The organism is Streptomyces sp. NPDC048419, from assembly GCF_043200415.1.
In the GTDB taxonomy this organism is placed as follows: Bacteria; Actinomycetota; Actinomycetes; order Streptomycetales; family Streptomycetaceae; genus Streptomyces.
Genome location: NZ_JBICXT010000018.1, coordinates 105,596 through 127,766 on the forward strand (window position 1 = coordinate 105,596; position 22,171 = coordinate 127,766).

Genomic DNA, 22,171 nt, shown 5'->3' on the forward strand with positions numbered 1-22,171 from the left:
GCTTAGAAGGACAGCGAACGCATGAGTCTCCAGCCGGGTGACGCCCTCACCTCACATAATTTCGGCCTGCAGATCGACGGCGTGATGGTCGAGTACCTCGCCGAGGTAAGCGGCCTGAGCATCGAGCAGGACGTCATCACGTACCAGCAGAACAGCCCGAACGGCCAGAACGTGGTCAAGAATCTGCCGGGCGTGAAGAAGAACGGCACCTGCACCGTGGTCCGCGGTATGACGCAGTCGGCGTCGTTCACGCAGTGGATCAACCAGTCCATCACCGGCCAGATGACGACGGCCCGCAAGAACGCGTCGATCATCATGATGGACTTCCAGAACAACCCGGTGAAGCGCTACCACCTGCGCAACGCCTGGTGCAGCAAGATCGACGCGAGCACGGTGAAAGCGGGCGAGGCGGCCGCGCTGACCGAGACCGTGACCATCACGTTCGAAGAACTGGTCATCGAGTAATGCGGCGTACGGCTGCCAGGGCCGGCGCCGCCGCGACGTACTCCGGCGCGGACGCGCCGGAGTCCGAGGCCGAGCTGCCGGGGCCGGAGACGACACCGGCCCCGGCGGCTCCCGCCCCGGGCCGGCAACAGCAGTCCCTGCGCACGGAGTTCCCCTTCCAGCTGCCGCGCGGCTACGTCGACGAGTCGGGCACCGTCCACCGGGACGGCGTGATGCGCCTGTCGACGGCGCGGGACGAGCTGGTCCCGCTGCGGGACGTGCGTGTGCAGGAGAACCCGGCGTACCTGTCGGTCGTGCTGCTGGGCCGGGTCATCTCCCGGCTGGGCACGCTCCCGATGGTGCACGACGGGATCGTGGAGAACATGTTCGCCTCCGACCTGGCGTTCCTGCAGGACTTCTACCGCCAGATCAACGCGGAGGGACACACCCGCGCGGCCGTGCAGTGCCCGCACTGCGCCGAGCCGTTCGAGGTGGAACTCGGCGGGAGCCGCCTGGGGGAATCGTGACGTACGCGACCGACCGGCTGCACGAGGAGATCGCGTACGTCGCCTACCACTTCCACTGGAGCATGGACGAGATCCTCGACCTGGAACACCCCGACCGCCGGCGGTTCACGCAGGAGATCGCGTCCCTGGTGACGCGGGCAGCCGGAACGGAGGGCTGAGCGGTGGGGTTTCTGGATCGGCTGCGGGGGCGGGACAGTGCTGCCGCGGCTTCGTCGGTCACGGCGGAGAAGGGCGAGTCGGTGGCGCCGGAAACGGCACGTCCGGTCGTCGCGGCCTCCTGGCCCGCGCTGCCGCCGATCCAGCGGACGCTGGGTGCCGGGCGGGGCGGGGTCGCGGACTCCGGGTTCGGCGGACGCCTGCCCACATGGCAGAACCCGTCGTTCATGGGGACGGCCTCCCACGCGGTCCTGGACGGGCAGTCGAGTGCGCTGCTCGGGGATGCGGTGGGTCGCGGGACGGCCCGCCCCGTGTCCGGCCTCGAACGCCCCTCCGGCGCCTTGCCGTTGGCGGGCCCCGAGCCGGTGGTGCAGCGTGCGCCGGCGGCTCCGTTGCGGATGCTGCCGCCCCGGGAGGCCGGGGCGGGGGGTGTCGTTCCGGTGGTGCGGAGTGGTCCGGCAGCGGGAATGCCGGTTGCGTCCGGTGCGCCGGCTCCGGCTCCGACTGCTGCTCCAGCACCCCGCGCGAGCGCGCCTTCGGTGCAGCGGGCGGTCAGCTCGGCGCCGGCTCCGGCTCCGGCTGTCGCGGCGCCGGTAGAGGCTCCCGCGGTGACGGTGGCGCCCGCTGCCGGGGTCAGGGTGACACCTGTTCCGGCCGGCTCGCCGTCGCCTCGACCGGGAGCTTCCCTGACCAGGGCGCGGACTGGTCCTACGGCGGTTCAGCGGCGGACACTGCCGGTCGCTCCGCGGATTTCGGCGGCGGCGGGCGGGACGACGGCGGCGGCGTCACCTGCCTTGCCATCAACTGACGCTGATGATGGCGGAGTTCGAGCGGGCGGTCGTACGACGTCCGCGCAGCAGAGTGCCGGTGCGGCCAAGGCCTCACCTTCAGCGCAGGCGACCGTGCCCTCGAGCGCGGCCGTACCGGCGAGACAGGTCGCGCCGAGCGGTACAGCACCTTCGGGCACCGCCCCGATGCCCTCCCCCGGCGCCGCCGCATCCGAGAGCACCGCGCCTGTGCATGTCCAGCGGCAGTCCGCGTCCTCGCGAGCGGCGTCTACGTCTGCGGACGGTCCCGCTCCGAGCACTGCCTCGGCCGACTCCGCTCAGCCGATTGCTCCGCAGCGGGCAAGCGCCCCCCGTCCGGCGTCGACTTCGCCCTCTGCGACACCGCCGGTCCGGCGAACCGCGGCGACCGGTTCGAAGCGGCGCCCCGGCCTCGGCGCACCGATCGCCTCGACGCCCGCACCTTCTGGCACCTCCGCGAGCCCGCCGATCGCGCCGAACGCCCGTGCTGTACAGCGGAGTTCGGCAGGCCGGGGCACTAGGTCAAGCGACCCGCAGCCTCAGCCGGTCGTCACGCCGAGCGCGACTTCACCGCAACCTGGTTCGCCCTCCGAGCGCACCGCAGGTGCGCAGCCCGCGCCGGGCGGCTCCAACCCCGCTGCCGGCCAGCCGACGGCACGGTCTGCCTCGACGCCTCCGGCCGTCCAGCGCACCGCGTCCGAGGCGGCACCGGCGCTCCCTGCCGACGACGGCGCGTCATCCACCTCGGCGTCGGCAGCGAACCCTGCCATCCAACGCACGGCGGCCCGGTCCGTACCGGCGTTCCCTGCCGACGCCCCCGCGTCAGCCGCTTCGACCCCGGCCCGGCGCGCAGCAGCCTCCTCCGCCCCGGCGCTCCCCGCGTCGTCCACGCCACCGCCGGTAGCCACCCCCGCAGTCCAGCGGACCGCTGCCCCCGTCGAACGGGCTCCCCGCGCCGCCGAGCCCACGTCGTCGACCCCGACATCGGCGGCCCACCCCGCCGTCCAGCGCGCGACAACCTCCTCTGCACCGGCTCACACCACCGGCCACCCGGCGTCGTCGACCCCGCCATCGGCAGCCAACCCGGCTGTCCAGCGCACCACGCCCCCTTCGGCACCGGCACTGCCCACGGACCAGCCCGCGTCATCCACCCCGGCCACGGCGGTCAACCCAGCAGTCCGGCGCACCGCGACCCCCTCGTCAGAGCCGCGCACCGCCGACCACCCCGCGTCGTCGACCGCGCCATTGGCAGCCGACCCCGCAGTCCAGCGCACCACGGCCCCTTCGGCACCGGCACTGCCCACTGACCAGCCCGCGTCATCCACCGCGACCGCGGCGGTCGGCCCTGCGTCATCCACGCCACCGCCGACAGCCACCCCCGCCGTCCAGCGCACCTCAGCCCCCACCGCAAAAGCGCTCCCGGTCGACCACCCCACCCCGGCGCCGACAGCCACCCCCGCCGTCCAACGAACGGCTTCACCCCTCCCCGTTCAGCACACCTCTGCCGTCCCGACCGCAGCAGCACGACCCTCCGGCCTGGGCACCCCGTCCACCCGGCCGTCCGCTGCCCCCGCCGTCCAGCGCGCCCGGTCCGCCGCCTCCGTTGCGCGCCGCTCCCCTCTCGGCGCCCCGGTCGACGCGGTCCCCGCCGACGCCACGCCCCTCATCGGCTCGCCCGTCCCGGCGGCGCCGTCCGCGCCCCACACCGCCGTAGCGCATCACCCTCCGGCGCAACTGCCCACGCACGCGGACGCACCGACCTCCACTCCCGGTCCCGCCACGGCGTCGGACTTCCCCACGACGGCCAACCCGCCGGGCACCGCACCCGCAACTCCCCTCTCCACCGCGCCGGTTCAGCGCCTGGCCGCCGCCACGCCCCTGCACACCCCGGCGCCCCCCGCACCCACGACCGCGACGACCGCCAGCACCGCTGGCTCCCCCCTCCCCGTGGCTGCCCTGACCCCTCCCCCACTCCCGGGATCAACCTCAGCCACCCCCTCCCTCCCCGGCGCGGCCCCCACCACCCCACCGCCCCCTGTCCAACGCCTCGGCCGCTTCGGCAAGTCCAAGTCCAAGGCACCGGCCAAGCCCCCGGCACACAGCGCCACCGGCGCCCTCGCCGCAGCCGCCGCGGCCACGATCGGCACCGCACTCACCAACCGCGTCTCGCCGCCGACGCCGGCCGCGCCGCCCCGCGCCGAGGCCCCGCCCCCGTACACCCCCTCCTCCGGGAACCCGCCGCCGTACGAGCCACCGCCCGCCCATGCGGCGTCGGCGCCCCCGCCGGAGTACACCGCGGTCCCGCCGGGCGCCTTCGACCCGCGTGAGCTGACCGACTTCCAGCTCGACGAGCTGGTGCACCGGATCATCGGCCGGATCACCCGCCTGATCCGCACCGAACTCCGTATGGACCGCGAGCGGATCGGCAAGCTCCGCGACCCCCGCCACTGACCCACCACCCGAAGCCGAACCCGAACCTCACTGAACGACAGAAAGGCCGCGATGTCCCGCCAGGACCCGGGCTCCACCATCTGGTTCTCCCTCAGCATCGACGGCGAGAGCCTCGGCTACTTCAACGGATGTGAAGGGCTGTCGTCGCAGGTGGAGGTCGAGCAGCGGCAGGAGGGCGGCAACAACGGGTTCGTGTGGCAGCTGCCGACCCGTGTGACGTTCTCGAACATCCGGCTGACCCGGCCGCTGACTCCGGACACCTCCAAGGTCGCGAAGTGGATCTCGTCCGTACAGACGGGCATCAAGCGGCCCACGGCCCAGATCTCGGCGCTGCGCGCGGACGGTTCGGAGGTCGCGCGCTGGGGCCTCATCGACGTGCTGCCGGTGAGCTGGTCCGGCCCGTCCCTCGATCCGGCGAGTCCCGCCGTGGCGACCGAGGTGCTGGAGATCACCCATCACGGGTTCACGGACTGAGGGGGAGGACGAAGATGGCCAAGGGCAGCAGGGGCGGTGCGGGCAAGAGCCTGGTACGAGCCGCACTCTCGATCCATGAACCGCCGAAGGGCAAGAGCCGCACCCCCGGCGGCATCATCAAGACGTTCAGCTTCGACTTCAACCCTGCGCAGCTGTCGCTGACCCGGCGCGCCCAGTGGAAGGTGACGTCGGCGCAGATCGAACGGGACGGCCCGCTCCCGGAGTTCATGGGTGCCGAGCCACGTGAGATGGGCGTGGAGATCTTCCTCGACTCCTCCGACGAGCCGACGAGCAACACCGTGCTGAAGAAGGTCGAGTCGCTGCTCGCCTGCTGCGAGGTGACGACCAGGAGCATCGCCGCGAAGCAGCCGTCGCCGCCGTGGGTGGTCTTCCAGTGGGGGTCGTTCTCGACGGCGCGTTTCACGGCGTACGTCAGTGCCGTGGAGGCGAGTTACACGCTGTTCTCGACGACGGGTGTGCCCATCCGCGCCACCTGCCGGCTCCAGCTGCACGAGATCCCGAGCAAGACCAAGGGGCAGAACCCGACTTCGGGTGCGCTGACCGCGCAGCGCGTGCACCGGGTCGTGGCGGGTGACTCGCTGCAGTCGCTGGCGTGGCGGGAGTACGGGAACGCCGCCGCCTGGCGTTCCATCGCCGAGGTCAACGGCATCGACAACCCCGGGCAGTTGACGACCGGTACCGAGCTCGTGCTGCCGGCCGCCGAGGAGGTGCGTACCTGATGGTGCAGTCCGCCTTCTCCAACGTCGTCGATCTGAAGATCGGCGGTGCCAAGCTGCCGCCCGAGTTCGCGCCCGACCTGGTGGAGAGCTACGTCGACCAGGGCGTCGGCGTGCCGGCCGCGTTCCGGCTCACCTTCCGCGACCCGTACCGGCTGCTACTGGGCAAGCTGAACATCACCTTCGGCACCAAGGTGGTGTTCTCGCCGGTCGCCGACGGCGAGGGGGCCGGTGATCCGCTGCTGACCGGTGAGGTCACCGGCCTTGAGGCCGACTACGACGGCACCGGCAGCTACACCGTCATCCGCGGCTACGACCTCGGCCACCGCCTGCTGCGTCAGCGCCGGGTGGCCGCCTACCGCAACCAGAGCGCCTCGGACATCGCCCGCAAGCTGGCCGCCAAGGACGGTGTGCCGATCGGGAAGATCGAGTCGACGAAGACGGTGTACGAGTTCATCTCCCAGTCCAACGTGACCGATTGGGACTTCCTCGCGCGGCTCGCCGACGAGAACGAGATGGTCATGTCGGTGGACGCGGACGGCAAGTTCCAGTTCGTGAAGCCCAAGTCGGCCTCCGGTGCGCCGTCGCCGAGCACGGACGGTGAGAAGAGTCCCTTCGTGCTCCAGGCCGGGCACGACATCCTGCGGCTGCGGGCCGCGGTCACGGCCGCCGACCAGGTGGGCAAGGTCGAGTCCCGTGGCTGGGACGTGACGACGAAGAAGAAGCTGACCTCGCTGGCGACGGCGACGTCCAACCCCGGTATCACCATCGGTACTTCACCGGGTGCGGCGGCCGGGAAGTTCACCTCGGCCAAGCTCGTCGAGACGGGCACGCCCTACGATAAGCAGACCGAGGTGAAGTTCGCAGCGGACGCCCTCGCCGACGACGTGACCGGCTCGTTCGCCGAGCTGGAGGTCATCGCGCGCGGAAATCCCAAGCTGCGCCCGGGAGTTCCGGTGGCGCTGGCGGACGTCGGGGTGCCGTTCGAGGGCAAGTACACCGTCACCTCCGTGCGGCATGTCTTCGGTGACGGCAAGCACTACGAGTCGTGGGTGACGGTCAGCGGGCGGCAGTGGCGTTCGCTGTACGGGCTGGCCTCGGGCGGCGCGGACACCGCGCCCCGGCTGCCCAGTGTGGCCAACGCGCTGGTCACCGACGTCAACGACCCGCTCAAGCAGGGGCGGGTCAGGCTGCAGTTCCCGTGGCTCGACGACACGTACGTCAGCGACTGGACCCGTACCGTGCAGCTTGGCGGTCTGGGCGGCGGCGGGATCTTCCCGCTCGACGTCAACGACGAGGTGCTGGTCGCCTTCGACCGGGGCGCTCTGGACCATCCGTTCGTGATCGGCGGGCTCTACAACGGCCGCGACAAGCCGACCGTGGTGAGCGATGTGCCGTTGCACGACACCGTGCGCAAGAAGGCGAGCCGGCACACCGTCTCCGACCGGGACGGCAACCGCATGGACCTGCTCAGCCAGAAGACCGGCGGCCGCAAGCAGGGTGTGCGGCTGATCTCCGGCGACAAGCAGCTGACCATCAACCTGGACCGGACGAAGACCGAGATCGTCATCGACAGCAAGGGCTCGGTCACCATCAAGGGCAGCCGCTCGGTGTCGGTGGAGGCCGGCACCGATCTCACGCTGACCGCGCGGCGAGCCCTGACCATCAAGAGCGGCGGCCCGCTGAGCATCCAGGGCGGCGGCATGGTCAACGTGCGGGCCGCGGGCGAGATCGGGCTCAACGCGCTGGGCGCACTGAACCTGAGCGCCGTCGGCGCCGCGAGCCTGACGGGCGCGGGCACCGTGCAGATCAACTCGGCCGCCAACACGACGATCAAGGCGCCCACCACGCTGGTCGCCTCACCCGTCTTCGGCGTCACCACGATCCCCGTGCCGATGGTGATCCCGTGAGCCGTTCCCGTGTCCGTGTCCGTCGTCGTCTTCGCGTCCAAGTCCGCCCAGTGCAGGTGAGGTTCTGATGGCCGAGCAGTTCGTCGGGTCCGGCTGGTCGTTCCCCCTCCGTATCGGGCCGACCGGCGGGATCGCTCTGGTCAGCGGGGAGCGGGAGGTCGAGGAGGCCATCCGGCTCGTCCTGTCGACCGCGCCGGGCGAGCGGCCGATGCGGCCCGACTTCGGCTGCGCGATCCACGACCTGGTCTTCGCGCCGGTCAACGAGCAGACCGCGGGCCGTATCCAGCACGAGGTGCTGGTGAGCCTGGACCGCTGGGAACCGCGCATCGAGGTCGAGGAGGTCGAGGTGACCGCCGGCGGCGACCAGAGCGTGCTGTTCATCGACGTCCGCTACTCGATCCGCGGCACCAACAACCCGCGCAGCCTCGTCTTCCCGTTCTACGTCATTCCGTCCCACGACGAGCCGGACAGCCCCGGTGCGGCCGGCACCGCCGGTTCGGCTCCTGAAAGCGACCGCTGATGGCCCTGCCCTCCCCCAACCTCGACGACCGCCGTTTCCAGCAGTTCGTGGACGACGCCAAGCGCTACATCCAGCAGCGCGCCCCGGAGTGGACCGACCACAACGTCTCCGACCCCGGCGTGACCCTGGTGGAGACGGTGGCCCACATGGCCGACCAGATCGTGTACCGGCTCAACCGGGTGCCGGAGAAGAACCACTTGGCCTTCCTGGACCTGGTCGGCATCACGCTGTTCCCGCCGTCGGCGGCCCGCACCGACGTGACGTTCTGGCTCTCGGCGCCCCAGGAGGAGGCGATCGCGGTGCCGGTGGGCACGGAGGTGGCCACCATGCGCACCGAGAGCGAGGAGGCGGTCGTCTTCGCCACCGAGCGCGAACTGAGCGTCGTGCCGTGCGAGTTGAGTCATCTGCTGGTGCAGCACAAGGGCGAGCCGGCGGCCGACCGGACGCCGGACCTCACCGAGGACGACAAGGACATCCTGTGCTTCTCGGAGTCGCCTGACCCCGGTGACTGCATGCTGATCGGCCTGACCAACGCGGTGCCGCACTGCGCGGTCGCCCTCGACCTGGACAGCCGGGTCGACGGCGTCGGCGTGGACCCGCGCCAGCCACCGCTGGTGTGGGAGGCGTGGACGGCGGACGGCTGGCAGACCTGCGAGGTCGACCGGGACGGCACCGGCGGCCTCAACCGGCCGGGCGAGGTGATCCTGCACATCCCCGGCGGCCATGTCCTGTCCCGCAACTCCGGCCAGGAGGCGGGCTGGTTGCGCTGCCGGGTCACCGACCCGCTGCCCAACCAGCCCTTCTACACCACCTCGCCGACCATCCGCGCCGCCGAGGCCTTCACCATGGGCGGCACCACGGCCGTCGTCCACGCCGAGGCGGTCTACGACGAGGCGCTCGGCGAGTCGACGGGCCTGCCCGGACAGCGACTTCGCCTCACGCACGCGCCCGTGGTCGGCGACGACCCGCCGGTGCTGCTGCAGACCGCCGAGCACGACGGCTGGGAGGACTGGCAGGTCGTCCCGCACTTCGCGGCCTCGGGCCCCCACGACCGGCACATCACCGTCGACGCCACGTCCGGCGAGATCGCCTTCGGCCCGGCGGTACGGGAGTCCGACGGCGCCCTGCGCCAGTACGGCATGGTCGCCCCCAAGGGCTCCCCGATCCGCGCCCGCCGCTACCGCACGGGCGGCGGCCGGGCCGGCAACGTGGCGCGTGGCGCGGTCCAGATCCTGCGCACCTCCATCCCGTACGTCTCCGAGGTCGCCAACCGCGAGGCCGCACGCGGCGGCGTGGACGGCGAGACGGTCCAGGAGGCGAAGGTCCGCGCCCCGATCACCCTGCGCGCCCAGGAGCGTGCGGTGACCCTGCGGGACTACGAGGAGCTGGCCCGCCGCGCCGCGCCCGAGACCGCCCGCATCACCTGCCTGGAGGGCGAGGAGAGCGAGCACGGGGCGTATGCCGTACGGGTGTTGGTGGTGCCACAGGCGGTCGCGGACCCGGGCGGGCGCCTGCGCTTCGAGCAACTGGTGCCCGGGGACGCGTTGTTGGAGCGCATCACGCGCCATTTGGACGAACGGCGCCTGATCGGCACGCGGTTGGCGGTCGGACCGCCCTTCTACCAGGGTGTGACGGTCGTGGCGACGGTGCACGCCTTCCGCGGGGTGGACACGGACAAGGTGCGGCGTGACGCGCACGACGCCCTGTACCGGCACCTCGACCCGCTGACGGGCGGGGCGAACGGGAAGGGCTGGCCGTTCGGCCGCCCGGTCCAGTCGGGCGAGGTGTTCGCGGTGCTCCAGCGGGTGCCGGGAGTCGAGCTGGTCGACGAGGTGGTCCTGCACCCGGCCGACCCGCTGACCGGCAAGCGCGGTGAGGCGACCGACCGTATCGACCTGTCGGCGCCGTCGCTGGTGTTCTCCTTCGACCACCGTGTACGGGTGATCGGGGACGGCGAGGGGGCCCGCGGATGAGGGGCTCCATCGACGGCCTGGAGTCCTCCGCGCCGATCGCCCTGATGCTGCCGGCGGTGTTCGCGGACGACGACCTGGCCCAGCGCTTCGTCGCCGGTCTGGACGAGGTGGTCGCGCCGATCCACAACGTGCTCGACTGCCTGGACACGTACTTCCGCCCGTCCCTGACCCCGGTCGACTTCGCCCACTGGCTGGGCAGTTGGGTGGGCGCCGAGACGGACGGCAGCGAACCGGAACCACTTCTGCGGGCCGCGGTGGCCGCCGCGGCGTACCTGCACCGCATCCGGGGCACCAGGCGCGGCCTGTCGGAGGCGGTACGCCTGACCTTCGGCGTGGAACCGGAGATCAAGGAGAGCGGTGCGGCGGACTGGAGTGCCCGCCCCCTGGGTCCGGTCCCCGGCGCCAAGCGCCCCCACCTGCACGTACACCTGCGCCTGCCGAACCCGACGCCGGCGGACCACCACCGCCTGGACACCCTCGTGGCGACCGCCCGTCCCGCCCACATGCCCTACACGGTCGAACTGACCGCCGCCCCCGCCGAAAGGACCCCGTCCTCATGACGACCACCCACAACTGCGCCGACTGCGGCACCCGCGCGGAACCGGGCCAGTCGTTCTGCGACGCCTGCGGGGCGGTGCTGAGCTGGACGGACCGGGCGGCGGCCGCGTCCGCCGGCGGCGGGGCTTCCGCGAGCGGCCCGGAGGAGGCCTCGGTGGCGGCCACGCCGGCCGTATCCGCATCATCCGCATCGGGTCCGACGGGCGGGCGTACGGCAACGGCGGCAGCCGACGCCACGCTTCCCGCCCCGGTGCCGCGCGCCGAGCCCGCGACTCCGGCCGCACCCCAGCAGCCCCAGGACGCGCATCCCAACGCCGCCCACCCCACCGCCGCCCCGACGGACGACACGGCCCCCACGGAACCCGTCCCGGCCGTAGCGGCGACGACCCCGTTGCCGACGGCTTCTCCGGCACCGGCGGACCCGGGACACCCCGCGCACCCCGCAGCCCCTGAACCGCCCGAGGCACGTACGGCTGCCGCCCCCGAGGGCATGACGGACCGTGCCCGGCAGCTGCTCGTACCGGTGGCCGATCCGGAGCCGCGTCCGGCGGCGGAGCCGTCCGTGGCGCCGGTCCTGCCCGGCCGCCCGGCTCCCCAGCGCCCGCAGACGGTCCGTGCCCCGGGCGAGGAACTCGGCGCCGACGGCGGTACCCCCTGCCCCTGGTGCTCCACCCGCAACCGCCCCGACCGCCACTACTGCACCCGTTGTGCGATGCCGATGGCGGGCGAGGCGCAGACGCCGGGCCGACTGCCGTGGTGGCGGCGGCTGTTCGGCGCCGGCAGCCGTGAAACGCCCTGGGCGGGCGACCGCCCGCGCCTGCGCCGCACCTTCGACCGCGTACTGACCTGGCTGGGCGCGGCGATCGTCCTGACCCTGCTGATCGTCCTCGGCTTCAACATCCCCAAGGGCGTCCAGGCGACGAAGGACCACTTCTCCAAGCGGGCCGCGGTGGAGCCGGACAGTTGGAGCGCGTCGCGCTCGTACCCGGGCCACAAGCCGGACCTGGCGGGCGACAAGCTCAACAACACGTGGTGGGGCCCGGGCGTCTCGGAGACCGGCGAAGGGCAGTGGCTGCAGGCCAAGTTCGACGTTCCGACGCGCCTGCTGGACCTGATCATCACGCCGGGCGTCTCCACCCGCCCCGACCAGATCACCCAGTCGGCCCGCCCGCACCGCCTCCAGGCCCTCATCACCCTCTCCAACGGCAAGACCACCAAGCGCGAGGTCACCCTCGACCCGGGCGCCGGCGGCCAGCGCATCCCCTTCCGCGTCGGCACGGTCAGCTCGGTCCGCTTCACGATCGAGTCGGCCAGCGGCACGTCGTCGAAGAAGCAGGTGGCGATCGCGGAGATCGAGTTCTTCGGTCCGTCGAGCGCGAACTCGGCCTGAGGGAGAGGGATTCAGCAGGAAGCGGCCACGGCCGGGGTCGGAACCACGGTCCCGGCGTTGGCCGTACGAGCGCCTCGCAACCGGGTCGAGCGAACGAGACCGCCCTAATGACGGACCGTGACCACGATCTTGCCGGTCTGGCTGTTGGACTCCATATGGCGGTGGGCCTCGACGATGTCCTCCAGGTCGAAGGCGCGGTCGATCACTGGCGCCAGGGTGCCCGCCCGTAGGCCGGCGTCAAGAAAGTGCCAGACCCGGCGCCGGGTCTCCGGGTCGCCGGTGACTTGGAGATTGCCGTAACCAAGGATGCGGAGGGGCCAGTTGAGCGGCAGCGGTGCCGGCCGCGGGTCCAGCCAGCCGTAGACGATGAGCAGTCCGCCGGGTGCGACGGCCCGCGCAACCTCAGCCAGTCCGGGGCCGGAGACCGGATCGAAGACGATCTCGGCTCCTCGCCCACCGGTGAACCCGTCGACCTGCTCGAGCAGCCCGCCCTCGTCGAGTGCGATGACATGTGCGGCGCCGAGCTGCGCCAGGCGCTCGCGCTTGGCGGCACTGCGGGTGACGGCCACCGGGATGGCGCCGATGTGCCGGGCGATCTGGATCGCCGCCACGCCCACACTGCTGGAGGCGGCGGTGATCAGCACGGTGTCGCCCGGCCGCAGCCCGCCCTTCTCCACGAGCGCGCCGTAGGCGGTGCTGTACGAGAGCCAGAGGGCGGCAGCGTTCACCGCGTCGGCCCCTCCGGGGCGGCGGAGCAGAGCGTCGGCCGGCAGGCGAATGTGGTCGCCGTACACGCCGCTGGTGCTCATCCCGCCCGAGCTTGTCGTCAGCACCGCGTCGCCCACGGAGAAACCGGTCACCCCTTCCCCGACCGTCATCACCTCCCCGGCTGCCTCGTAGCCGAGCCGGGATCCCGGCAGGGTCGGCTGGTAGTAGTAGCCGCCCGAACGAAACAGCGCCTCGGCCCGGTTGAGACCGAGCGCGTCCACGCGCACCAGTACCTCGCCCGGGCCCGGCTCGCCGAGTTCCGCCTTCTCGATCCGGAGCACCTCGGGGCCGCCGACCTCGTCGAACACCACCTGCTGGGCAATCATCCCTGTACATCGCTTTCTGTCATGGGCAGTTGACAGTGGTCAGCTGTCGTCCGCGGGGCATCGGATGCGGTGCCTCCGCCGTGGATTCACCGTAGGGAGATCACGTCTGGGGGCCCATGCCGCAGCGTCCTGCAATCATGTGCGTGCGTCTTCCTGGCTACGCTCGCCGGCATGGACGTACTCAGCGATGCGATCACCGCGATGCGCGCCGGGCGGCCGCACGCCTCCCGCAAGCGGCGACACGGAGCATGGGGCGTGCGTTTCGCGGCCACGGCCGGCGTCGGGTTCCACGCGGTGCTCGAGGGGAACTGCTGGATGCTGCCCGAGGACGGCAGTGCGCCGATCCGTCTCACCGCCGGTGACCTCGCCTTCGTGCACGGCACCACCCACGGACTGGCGGACGACCCCGGCACCCCGCTGGTCGACGTCGTCCAGCACCCAGACGGCTCCTGGCCGCCCGGCCCGGACACACCCGACGACGGAACGCCCGGAACGCTGACGCTCTGCGGCGCCTACCGTCTGCACCGGGCCCGCCCCCACCCGCTGCTGACCTGTCTGCCCAGCGTGATCCGGCTGCCCACCCAGGACCGGTCGCTGGGTGCGATACTGGCCCTTCTCGGCACCGAGACGGCACAGCCGCGGCCCGGCGCGGCCGCCGCCACCGGTGCGCTGCTCGACACCGCCCTTCTGTACATCCTGCGGGCCTGGTACGCCGAACACGCCCAAGCCACGGCCGGCTGGGCCGCGGCCCTGCACGACCCGGCGATCGGACGGGCTCTGAGCGCGATCCACCGCGATCCGGCCCACCCGTGGACGGTGGAGGAGCTGGGATCGGTGGCGGGCCTGTCCCGGGCGGCCTTCGCCAAGCGGTTCGCCGCCCTCGTCGGCGAGCCACCGCTCGGCTATCTGACCTGGTGGCGGCTGACCCTGGCCGGTCATCTGCTGCGCGAAGGGGACCAGCCGCTCCGCGTGATAGCCCAACGCACCGGCTACACCTCGGAGTACGCGTTCGCCAAGGCCTTCAAGCGGGAGTACGGGAGCGCTCCGGGCCGATACCGGTCGCAGCGCTCGACCGATCTCGATGCCGCAGGCTGAGACCGCAGAGGAAGACGACACGCAGACCCCCCACATCAAGGTGTAACCGCCTTGACGGGTGACGTGAATTCCTGGCAATCTCGCGTCACCAGTCAGAGCGGTTACGTTTCAGTGAGGGCACCCCATGACAGTCGTACGGTTCGAACTCGTCTCCCAGCTCGGCCCGAAGGACGTGCTGGAGGTGCTGACCGACTTCAGCCCCGCACGCGCCGAGGCCTGGCCCAGCATCGACGACGAGCACTTCGAGGTCCATGAGCTGGGTGCCACCTGGGCCGAGGTCACCGAAGGGACCGCCGCCGCCTGGGAGCGGGCGCGCTACGTGTGGGAGCCGAGCGGTGACACGGTCACCGTCACCACCCTCGACTCCAAGCTCTTCGGAGCCGGTGGCGGCTGGGCCTTCCGTATGACTCCCGAGGGCGACGGCACCCGCATCGACATCGAACTGACCCGTCAACCGAGCACGCTCAAGGGCAAGATGCTCGCCGCACTGCTCCCCCTGGTCGCGCCTTCGTCCCTGCGCAAGTCCTTCTCAGGCCCACTGCGGGCGAAGTGACGCGTACGCGGGCCCGGATCCACGGGGCCCCGGTTGGGCAGCGGGTACACCATGAGGGGTCGGCAGCGTGAGCTGTCGGCCCCTTCGGCATGTCCCCGTGGGCGAGAGGCAGTCACGTCATGGGACAACGCAGGCCGGTCGCCCAGGCCGTGAGTGTGGCGAAGTCCTGGCTGGTAAGGCCGCGACGGGGGTCGACCCGGTGCAGCAGAGCGGGGCCGCTGTGATGCTCCGTCACCCAGAGGCGATCCGCGTCGGTGATCTCGTCATCGATCCAGGCGAACGCCCGGCCTTGCGCCCATGCGACGATCTCCGGGGTCTTCCAGAACAGACCGCCACCGGGATGGGCCCGTGGTGAAGGCCAGGCAATGAAGGGCAGTTCGGGCAGTCCCAGGACCGGTGCGACGAAGGTGTTGGCTTCGTCTTCCCACGTCGTCGCCCACACCAGGTCGAAGGGGAGGGCGCCCAGTGCCGGGCCGTGAGCGGGGTTGAGCCACACCCGCAGCGGTTTCACCGGCTTGTTCGGCAGCCCCCACTCCACCAGTCGGCGCCGCTCGGCGGCCTCCCAGCGGGGCGTCAGAAACCGGTGCGTCTGATAACCCTCGGGTCGTCGATGCGGCTTCGCGGCATACGGATTCAACGGTCCGTCCACGTCCACCAACAGCGCCGCGCGCACCCGCCCACCTCCCTCCCCGTTCCGCATCGCACGGTACTGGCCGATGACGGGACCACCCAGCCAAGCCCCGCCTGCGGTCGGCCGTCGACCCCGTAAGCCGAAACGGCCCGCCGGAGAAAGCCGGCGGGCCGCCACGAATGAAGTGACCTATCGACGAGGGGTGACGTTCTTGGTCCACCCCACCGACAGCGCCCGGGATCCGCTTGTCTTGCTCGTCACCGATACAGCGACGTTCCTGTGGGGGCGACCGAGACCTACCTCGTCGTACTGCCCTGGGTCACCGTGTGCACAGACGGCGGTATAGCTCACCAGGGAACCGATATTGACGTCGATCACCCCGGAGCCCGAACAGACCACCGCTACTTCCAGAGTGCCTCGCTGAATATGAGAGATGGGCGAGAACGAGTGAGATCCGGTCCTTCCGCCTGTCTTGATGAACGTTCGTCGAGCGTCCGAAAGTTGGGGCGCGGCGCGAGGTCCGGCGCCGTCAGATGCAGCTGCGGAGGGATGTCCCGACGAGGCAGTCTCGGCAGGCGTCCCACTCGCGGAGGCGTGACCTCCACTGGAAGTCGAACCGGTGCACCCGGCCAACACAAGGAGGGCCACCACCCAAATGACCATTCCTACTCGCCCCACGTGCGCCCCCAGTTTCTCGTGCATCAAGAGCAGCTGGTCAGACCGCTGATCAAGGATCCTATGGATCAATGAGCGTGCTGTGCGCAGAACTGAGCTGATCCTGAGGTTGGCCCCGTCAGTGCCCGGAGGGGGCGACGCAGCGGACGCTGGACGCCGTGTGCGGGTCGCCGTGGCCCATGTAGCGGGAGATCGACGGGTAGCTGCACAGGTTTGCTCGGAGCGGCTCGCGAAGTTCTTCAGCAGGGTCGTGTTGACCTGGCCCATGCTGTTCAGGGCCCAGTTGGTGTCGATGTACGTGCTGGCGCCGGCATCGGTGGTCGCGGCGGCGTATCCGTTTTTGACCGTGGCGGCCAGCCCCGCGCCGTAGTCGCCGGCGGCGTAGGCCTGGCCGCCGATTGTCTGCAGGCGGCCGTTCCAGGTGTTCAGCGGGAGCCAGACGCGCACCTTGGCGTGGTCGCCCTGGCCGGGATGGGTCAGCGTCACCGTCAGGTCGCAGGACGCCGGTACGTCGGGGATGTGTTGCTCGGGCAGCGGGGTGACCGGGGGCACGTCCACGGTGCCTCCGGGTGCAGCAGCAGATCTCCCGCCGGGTCCGCAACGCCACCCGGCGATTGGAGGAACTGGAACGCGCCCAGATCGCCGAGCCGCCCCGCCCCCTGCGGTTCGCGGCGGGCGGGGAACTGGCCACTGCAGCGAGGAGGATCCACAGCCGCTGGTGCCGCTGGTGTCTCTGCGGGACGTACGGGTGCCGGGGCGGCTCACGCTGGACGGATTGGCTGTGTCGGCGACGGACCGGCTGCTGGTCACCGGCGGCAATGGGGCGGGCAAGTCGACCCTGCTCGCCGTACTCGCCGGACGCCTTGCGGCCGAGGGCGAGGTGCAGCTGCGGGACGGGCTGACGGTGGGGCTCCTGGCGCAGGAAACGGTGTTCGAGAGGGACGACCGCACGGTCCGGGAGACGTATGAGATGGCTCTGGGCCTGGCGCGGGCGGAGCGGGTGCCGCTCGGCTCGCTGGGGCCGTTGCATGACGCCGACCTGGACAAACCGGTAGGGCACCTGTCCGTGGGCCAGCGCCGACGGCTGGCGCTGGCCCTGCTGGTGGCCCCGCCACCCCACCTCCTGCTGCTCGACGAGCCCACCAACCACCTCTCCCCGCGCCTGTGCGACGAGCTGGAGGAGGCGCTCGGCACCGGACCGGGTGCGATCGTGGTCGCCAGCCATGACCGCTGGCTGCGGAGGAGGTGGCGGGGCCGGGAGATCCGGCTGGGAGCGGGTGCGAGTGCGGATGTGGGTGCGAGTGCGGGTGCGGGTGCGGGTGCGGGCGGGAACGGCGCGGGAACGGCGCGAGAACGCGGCATCATCCCAGGTCAACAGGTGAACACCGCTTGAGGTGGTGACGAACCTTGCATTGCCCGGCAGTCACCCGTCAAGATGGTGATGTGAACCTTGACCATGTCTTCGTATGCGGAAACCCGGCCCTCGACTTCGCGGCCACCCTCCGCGCCCGGCGCTCGACCCGGTTCGAGATGTTCGCGACGCCGGATCGGCTCAACGCCTGGTACCTGGAGTCAGGCCTGGTGGACACGATCACCCCGGCCGAGGAGGACGACGTCCGGGAGGCGACCACGGTCCGCGAGGCCGTCTATCACCTCGTGACCGACCGCCGTCTCGGCGAGGAGTTCAACCGGGAGGCGCTCGCCGTGCTCAACGGCGCCGCGCGCAAGACGCCCGCGACACCGCAGCTCACGCTGGGCGGCCGGCACACCGAGGCGACTCCCGAGCAGGCCCTGGCCACCGTCGCGCGCCAGGCCGTCGAGCTGCTCAGCGGCCCGGACGTGCCGCTCATGAAGGAGTGCGACAACCCCGAGTGCACCCGCGTCTACATCGACCGCTCCCGCGGCATGCGACGCCAGTGGTGCGGCATGGAATCCTGCGGCAACAAGATCAAGGCCGCGGCCTACCGCGCACGCAAGAAGACGGCACCCGAGACAGCTGCTTCGCACTGACCTCGGGCGCCGTCTACGTGGGTCTATGTGGGTCTACGTGGTTGGCGCGCATGGAATTCCGATGGTCCCGACGCGGCAGGGAAGGCCGGCCGCCACACCGGGACCGGCTTTCGTGGGCCGGGTTGTTCAGGTCGTGGGGTGGCGCCACAGGAAGCTCGAAGCCGGCGGGCCGTAGCCGAACTCGGCCGTGCCCTCCGCCCAGTTCCACGCCTCTACGTCAGTCGGCCAGTCCCGCTGCTCGACCCTTGCCGCACCTCGAGACGCCCCTCCACCTGGGCCCGCCTCGAGATCCGAGCTACGACGTATGCCGGTCCGCATGCGCGTGTACGTGTACGTGTACGTGATGGTGACCATGACCTGACCTCACCCCTCCCCTGATCAGGCGGCGACGCTCGCGTTGATGGTGACCGGGATGTTGTCGCGGGTGGCCTTGGAGTACGGGCAGATCTGGTGCGCGGCGTGCGCCAGTTCCTCGGCGGTGGACTGGTCGACGCCGCCGAGTACGGGGTTGAGGACCGCGGAGAGGGAGAACTCGCCGTCGTCGCCGTGGGTGAGGGTGATCTCGGCGGTGATGTCGGTGCTGGTGAGCCGGATCTTGCGAGCGGTGGCGGCACGGCGGAGGGCGCCGAGGAAGCAGGCGGCCCAGCCGGCGGCCAGCAGCTGCTCGGGGTTGGTCGCGGTCCCTGCGCCGCCGAGTTCCTTGGGGAGGGCGAGGCCGGCCTCGAGCAGGCCGCCGGAGGAGCGGACGTGCCCGCAACAGCCTTCGACACCGGTCAAGCCGGTGACGGCGCGATGCACTGTGCCGGTCGCCGTCAAACGGTGATGGTCTTGTACTCGGTGTACGTGCCGAGGCCGACCGCCCCGTACTCCCGTCCGATGCCGCTCGCCTTGAAGCCGCCGAACGGGCCCTCGAAGGCGACGGAGGCACCGTTGACGGTGATGGTGCCGGTGCGGACGCGGCGGGCGACCGCCAGCGCGTGCTCCTCGTCGGCGGACCAGACGCCGCCCGAGAGGCCGTACTCGGAGTCGTTGGCGATACGAACGGCGTCGTCCTCGTCGTCGTAGGCGATGACCACCAGGACCGGTCCGAAGATCTCCTCCTGGGCGATCCGCATGGAGTTGTCGACGTCGGCGAAGACGGTGGGCGTGACGTAGTTGCCCTGCTCCAGGCCTTCAGGGATCTGCGGGCCGCCGGTGACCAAGCGGGCGCCCTCCTCGATGCCGAGCCGGATGTAACTGCGCACCCGCTCCTGCTGGTCGGGGCGGATCATCGGGCCGATGAAGGTGTCGGGGTCGCCCGGGTCGCCGACCTTCAGCGACTCCACCAGTTCCTTCAGGCCGGCCACGACCTCCTCGTAGCGGCTGCGCGGGGCCAGGATCCGGGTCTGGGCGATGCAGGACTCGCCGTTGTTGAGCAGGGAGCCGAACTTCACGCCCGCGACGGCCTTCTCGATGTCGGCGTCGGGGAGGATGATCGCGGCGGACTTGCCGCCCAACTCCAGGCTGACCCGCTTGAGTTGCTCGCCGGCGATGGCGGCGATACGGCGGCCGGCTCGCGTCGAGCCGGTGAAGGCGATCTTGTCGACCTCCCGGTGCGACACCAGGTACTCGCTGGTCTCCCGGTCCGCGGGCAGGATGCTGATCACGCCCTCGGGCAGGCCCACCCGCTCCAGCAGCTCGGCCAGGAAGCCCATGCTCAGCGAGTTCTCCGGGGACACCTTCAGGACCACGGAGTTGCCGGCGAGCAGGGAAGGGATGATCTTCGAAGTGGCCGAGGAGAAGGGCGAGTTCCACGGGATCACCGCGGCCACGACACCGATCGCCTCCCGACGTACCACGCTGCGCGCCGGGGACGCAGGATCGGAGGGCACGAGTGTCTCCTCCCAGCCGAACTCCTCCGCCGCCTTCAGGTAGGCGTTCGCCTGCCGTGTGAGGCCGGGCTGCCCGGCGCGGGTGAACCAGCGGCCGAGCCGTTCTCCAGCGAGATCAGGTGTGCGATCTTCTCCGCGTTCCCTTCCCGGAGCGCGTTGAACTGCCGTAGCGCCGCGATGCGTTGGGCTGGCGGGGTCTTCCTCCACTCGCCCGCCTCGAAGGACGCTCGCGCGGCGGCGAGCGCGCGGTCGACGTCCGCGGGCTGCGCCTGCGCGGCGCGGCCGACCACGGACCGGTCGTGAGGTGAGGCGATGTCGAGCAGCTCGGGGTTGCTCGGCTTGACCCAGGAACCTGCGATGAAAAGCCGGTCGTAGGTGATCACGTGCTTTCTCCTTAGATGCGTTCGATTCAAGCCGTCCTAAATTGTCACATCAACGTAGCACTTTTATGAGCTAGCTGCACATGATCAGACCTAAGGCAGGACTCTTCCTCTACACGATAGGTACCTTTAGGGCGTGAGAGCTGACGCAGCGCGCAATCTGGAAGCCGTCCTGACCACCGGAGCCCGCATGCTCGCCACCGATCCCGGCGCCGGCATCGCGCGCCATCGCGGACGCGCGCCATCGCGGACGCCCGGCTGCGCGAGGCACCCGTCGCCGCAGCCCTGCACCGCTACGTCGAGAGGATCGTCGCCGTCAATCGCGTGTGGCCCGTCGACCTGACCCGCATGCTCGCCGACGACGAGGTCCGCGCCCGCCGCGACGCCTCCGTCCGAGAGGTCGACGCCTTGCTCCAACGCGCCGCCGACGAGGGCCTGTTGTGCTCCGGCCTCCCGGACGGATGGGCCGGGGCACTGCTGCCGCAGCTGGTGAGGCTGGCGTCACGCCGGCAGGCGCACCTGAGCCCGGGCAGGCGGCCGACGTGGTGGTCGACACGTATCTGCACGGCATCGGTGCGCACACCCTCACTCCCACCGAGCGACTTGCGTCACCGCTTTGACAGGTGACGCAGCTTGTGCGAGTGTCATCGCGGCGAGGGCAGCGGGCCTCACACCCCAGGTCGGTTCAGCTCAGTTCAGGCGAGTTCAAGTCAGCCACCGGAATCGCATGACGGAAGGTTTCTCATGATCAACAGGCGCACCTTCAGCAAGGCCGTCGGTCTGGGCACCGGCGCGGCCGCGGTCTCGCTGTCCGGCCTGCAGACCAGCGCATCCGCCACGCCCGCCGGGAACCCCGCGAGCGCCGGGAACCCGGCGACCGCCGCGCAGGGGCCGGGCGGCACTTCCGGAATCACCGTGCCGACCATCACCCCCGGCACCCACACCGAGTTCAGCACGCTCAAGCAGGTCAAGGCGGGTCTGCTGGACATCGGTTACGCCGAGGCCGGCCCCGCCCACGGCCCGGTCGCCCTTCTCCTGCACGGCTGGCCGTACGACATCCACAGCTACGTCGACGTCGCCCCGCTCCTCGCCGACCTGGGCTACCGCGTCATCGTCCCCTACCTGCGCGGCCACGGCAGCACCCGCTTCCTGTCCCGCCACACCCCGCGCACCGCCGAACAGTCCGCCGTCGCGCTGGACATCATCGCCCTGATGGACGCGCTCAAGATCGAGAAGGCCGTCCTCGCCGGGTTCGACTGGGGCTCACGTACCGCCGACATCATCGCCGCGCTGTGGCCGGAGCGGGTCAAGTCCCTTGTCTCCACGAGTGGTTACGTCATCACCAAAATCAGCGCGCAGCTCGAGCCGGCCCTCCCGGCCGTCGAGCACAACTGGTGGTACCAGTGGTACTTCGCCACCGACCGCGGAAAGAAGGCGATGCAGAACGAGGACCAGCGCATCGCGCTGTGCCGCTACGTGTGGACCCTCGTCTCCCCCAACTGGAACTTCGACGACGCCACCTTCGAGCGCACCGCCCAGGCCTTCAAGAACCCCGACTACGCCGCCATCGTCCTCTTCAACTACCGCTGGCGCATCGGCCTGATCGAGGGCGAACGCCGCTACGACCGTTACGAGAAGCAGCTCGCGGCGCAGCCTCCCATCGCCGTCCCCACGATCACCCTCGACCCGGCTCTGGACCCGTTCACCCCGCCCGGCGACGGCTCCACCTACCGCGACCACTTCACCGGCCGCTACGAGCACCGGACCATCGCGAACATCGGCCACAACCTCCCACAGGAGGCGCCAACCACCTTCGCCCAGGCAGTGGTTGACGCTGACCACCTTTAGGAGCCCGACAAACGCAGAACGCGGTCGGGAAGAGCGATGCTCTTCCCGACCGCGTTCTGCGTCTTCGT

21 protein-coding genes and 3 pseudogenes are annotated in these 22,171 nt (G+C 71.0%); 17 read left to right on the forward strand and 7 right to left on the reverse strand.

The annotated features are described in order from the left end of the window. Positions 1 to 21: 21 nt before the first annotated feature. The 3 genes from ACGFYN_RS31990 to ACGFYN_RS32000 are packed head-to-tail and all read left to right on the forward strand — an operon-like array spanning position 22 to position 1,129. Positions 22 to 465: a phage tail protein gene (locus ACGFYN_RS31990; protein WP_016435634.1), complete on the forward strand. Its 444-nt coding sequence runs from the start codon at positions 22 to 24 to the stop codon at positions 463 to 465. After that, entirely contained in the window at positions 465 to 971 is a 507-nt protein-coding gene (locus ACGFYN_RS31995) for a hypothetical protein (RefSeq protein ID WP_393869401.1), read from the forward strand. The genes ACGFYN_RS31990 and ACGFYN_RS31995 overlap by 1 nt, the downstream gene beginning before the upstream one ends. Beyond that, positions 968 to 1,129, forward strand: a complete 162-nt coding sequence (locus tag ACGFYN_RS32000; protein ID WP_393869402.1) for a DUF6760 family protein — start codon at positions 968 to 970, stop codon at positions 1,127 to 1,129. The genes ACGFYN_RS31995 and ACGFYN_RS32000 overlap by 4 nt, the downstream gene beginning before the upstream one ends. Before the next feature lie 1,343 nt (positions 1,130 to 2,472). On the opposite strand, the gene ACGFYN_RS32005 is transcribed toward ACGFYN_RS32000, so the two are convergent. Together ACGFYN_RS32005 and ACGFYN_RS32010 are read right to left on the reverse strand one after the other, a co-directional pair. After that, a complete protein-coding gene (locus ACGFYN_RS32005; protein WP_393869403.1) occupies positions 2,473 to 2,703 on the reverse strand; it encodes a hypothetical protein in 231 nt (76 codons plus the stop codon). A gap of 264 nt (positions 2,704 to 2,967) precedes the next feature. Next, positions 2,968 to 3,339 carry a hypothetical protein gene (locus ACGFYN_RS32010; RefSeq protein ID WP_393869404.1) on the reverse strand — a complete coding sequence of 124 codons (372 nt, stop codon included), beginning with the start codon at positions 3,337 to 3,339 and terminating at the stop codon, positions 2,968 to 2,970. A 541-nt stretch (positions 3,340 to 3,880) separates the two neighbouring features. On the opposite strand from ACGFYN_RS32010, the gene ACGFYN_RS32015 reads away from it, so the two are divergent. From ACGFYN_RS32015 to ACGFYN_RS32050, 8 genes are all read left to right on the forward strand, one after another. Then, complete coding sequence (locus ACGFYN_RS32015; protein WP_393869405.1) at positions 3,881 to 4,384, forward strand: extensin; 504 nt, start codon at positions 3,881 to 3,883, stop codon at positions 4,382 to 4,384. 51 nt (positions 4,385 to 4,435) lie between these two features. Continuing rightward, positions 4,436 to 4,858, forward strand: a complete 423-nt coding sequence (locus tag ACGFYN_RS32020) for a phage tail protein (RefSeq protein ID WP_393869406.1) — start codon at positions 4,436 to 4,438, stop codon at positions 4,856 to 4,858. A gap of 14 nt (positions 4,859 to 4,872) precedes the next feature. Next, positions 4,873 to 5,598 (forward strand): LysM peptidoglycan-binding domain-containing protein, encoded by a 726-nt coding sequence (locus ACGFYN_RS32025; RefSeq protein WP_393869407.1) that lies wholly within the window; start codon positions 4,873 to 4,875, stop codon positions 5,596 to 5,598. After that, complete coding sequence (locus ACGFYN_RS32030) at positions 5,598 to 7,505, forward strand: VgrG-related protein (RefSeq protein WP_393869408.1); 1,908 nt, start codon at positions 5,598 to 5,600, stop codon at positions 7,503 to 7,505. Before ACGFYN_RS32025 ends, ACGFYN_RS32030 begins: the two co-directional genes overlap by 1 nt. A 67-nt stretch (positions 7,506 to 7,572) precedes the next feature. Next, positions 7,573 to 8,025 carry a GPW/gp25 family protein gene (locus tag ACGFYN_RS32035; protein ID WP_393869409.1) on the forward strand — a complete coding sequence of 151 codons (453 nt, stop codon included), beginning with the start codon at positions 7,573 to 7,575 and terminating at the stop codon, positions 8,023 to 8,025. Next, a complete protein-coding gene (locus tag ACGFYN_RS32040; protein WP_393869410.1) occupies positions 8,025 to 9,998 on the forward strand; it encodes a putative baseplate assembly protein in 1,974 nt (657 codons plus the stop codon). The genes ACGFYN_RS32035 and ACGFYN_RS32040 overlap by 1 nt, the downstream gene beginning before the upstream one ends. Further along, positions 9,995 to 10,558, forward strand: coding sequence for a phage tail protein (locus tag ACGFYN_RS32045; protein ID WP_393869411.1), 564 nt, complete (start codon positions 9,995 to 9,997; stop codon positions 10,556 to 10,558). The genes ACGFYN_RS32040 and ACGFYN_RS32045 overlap by 4 nt, the downstream gene beginning before the upstream one ends. Further along, complete coding sequence (locus ACGFYN_RS32050) at positions 10,555 to 11,946, forward strand: NADase-type glycan-binding domain-containing protein (RefSeq protein WP_393869412.1); 1,392 nt, start codon at positions 10,555 to 10,557, stop codon at positions 11,944 to 11,946. Before ACGFYN_RS32045 ends, ACGFYN_RS32050 begins: the two co-directional genes overlap by 4 nt. 104 nt (positions 11,947 to 12,050) lie before the next feature. On the opposite strand, the gene ACGFYN_RS32055 is transcribed toward ACGFYN_RS32050, so the two are convergent. After that, positions 12,051 to 13,040 (reverse strand): zinc-dependent alcohol dehydrogenase family protein, encoded by a 990-nt coding sequence (locus tag ACGFYN_RS32055; RefSeq protein ID WP_393869413.1) that lies wholly within the window; start codon positions 13,038 to 13,040, stop codon positions 12,051 to 12,053. A 171-nt stretch (positions 13,041 to 13,211) separates the two neighbouring features. Between ACGFYN_RS32055 and ACGFYN_RS32060 the strand changes: the two genes are divergently transcribed. Then, the gene (locus ACGFYN_RS32060) at positions 13,212 to 14,135 is read left to right on the forward strand and encodes an AraC family transcriptional regulator (protein WP_393869414.1); all 924 of its coding nucleotides are present in this window, start codon (positions 13,212 to 13,214) and stop codon (positions 14,133 to 14,135) included. 124 nt (positions 14,136 to 14,259) lie between these two features. After that, a complete protein-coding gene (locus ACGFYN_RS32065; RefSeq protein WP_393869415.1) occupies positions 14,260 to 14,688 on the forward strand; it encodes a hypothetical protein in 429 nt (142 codons plus the stop codon). 112 nt (positions 14,689 to 14,800) lie between these two features. Here ACGFYN_RS32065 and ACGFYN_RS32070 read toward each other — a convergent pair whose 3' ends face one another. Further along, the gene (locus ACGFYN_RS32070; protein ID WP_393869416.1) at positions 14,801 to 15,388 is read right to left on the reverse strand and encodes a hypothetical protein; all 588 of its coding nucleotides are present in this window, start codon (positions 15,386 to 15,388) and stop codon (positions 14,801 to 14,803) included. 120 nt (positions 15,389 to 15,508) lie between these two features. Beyond that, entirely contained in the window at positions 15,509 to 16,552 is a 1,044-nt protein-coding gene (locus ACGFYN_RS32075) for a hypothetical protein (protein WP_393869417.1), read from the reverse strand. Between ACGFYN_RS32075 and ACGFYN_RS32080 the strand changes: the two are divergent. Both ACGFYN_RS32080 and ACGFYN_RS32085 read left to right on the forward strand, forming a co-directional pair. Continuing rightward, positions 16,552 to 17,387, forward strand: a pseudogene (locus ACGFYN_RS32080) (ATP-binding cassette domain-containing protein); the annotation flags it as partial. The gene ACGFYN_RS32075 and the pseudogene ACGFYN_RS32080 sit on opposite strands and share 1 nt — an antisense overlap. Positions 17,388 to 17,437: 50 nt before the next feature. Continuing rightward, positions 17,438 to 18,004 carry a CGNR zinc finger domain-containing protein gene (locus ACGFYN_RS32085; protein ID WP_393869418.1) on the forward strand — a complete coding sequence of 189 codons (567 nt, stop codon included), beginning with the start codon at positions 17,438 to 17,440 and terminating at the stop codon, positions 18,002 to 18,004. A 378-nt stretch (positions 18,005 to 18,382) separates the two neighbouring features. On the opposite strand, the gene ACGFYN_RS32090 is transcribed toward ACGFYN_RS32085, so the two are convergent. Beyond that, entirely contained in the window at positions 18,383 to 18,781 is a 399-nt protein-coding gene (locus ACGFYN_RS32090; RefSeq protein WP_393869419.1) for an Ohr family peroxiredoxin, read from the reverse strand. Between the two features lie 35 nt (positions 18,782 to 18,816). Then, positions 18,817 to 20,258: pseudogene (locus tag ACGFYN_RS32095) on the reverse strand (aldehyde dehydrogenase). A gap of 187 nt (positions 20,259 to 20,445) precedes the next feature. Here ACGFYN_RS32095 and ACGFYN_RS32100 point away from each other — a divergent pair. Both ACGFYN_RS32100 and ACGFYN_RS32105 read left to right on the forward strand, forming a co-directional pair. Then, positions 20,446 to 20,875 (forward strand): annotated as a pseudogene (locus tag ACGFYN_RS32100) (TetR family transcriptional regulator). A 124-nt stretch (positions 20,876 to 20,999) separates the two neighbouring features. After that, positions 21,000 to 22,103 (forward strand): alpha/beta fold hydrolase, encoded by a 1,104-nt coding sequence (locus ACGFYN_RS32105; protein WP_393869420.1) that lies wholly within the window; start codon positions 21,000 to 21,002, stop codon positions 22,101 to 22,103. Positions 22,104 to 22,171 lie beyond the last annotated feature (68 nt).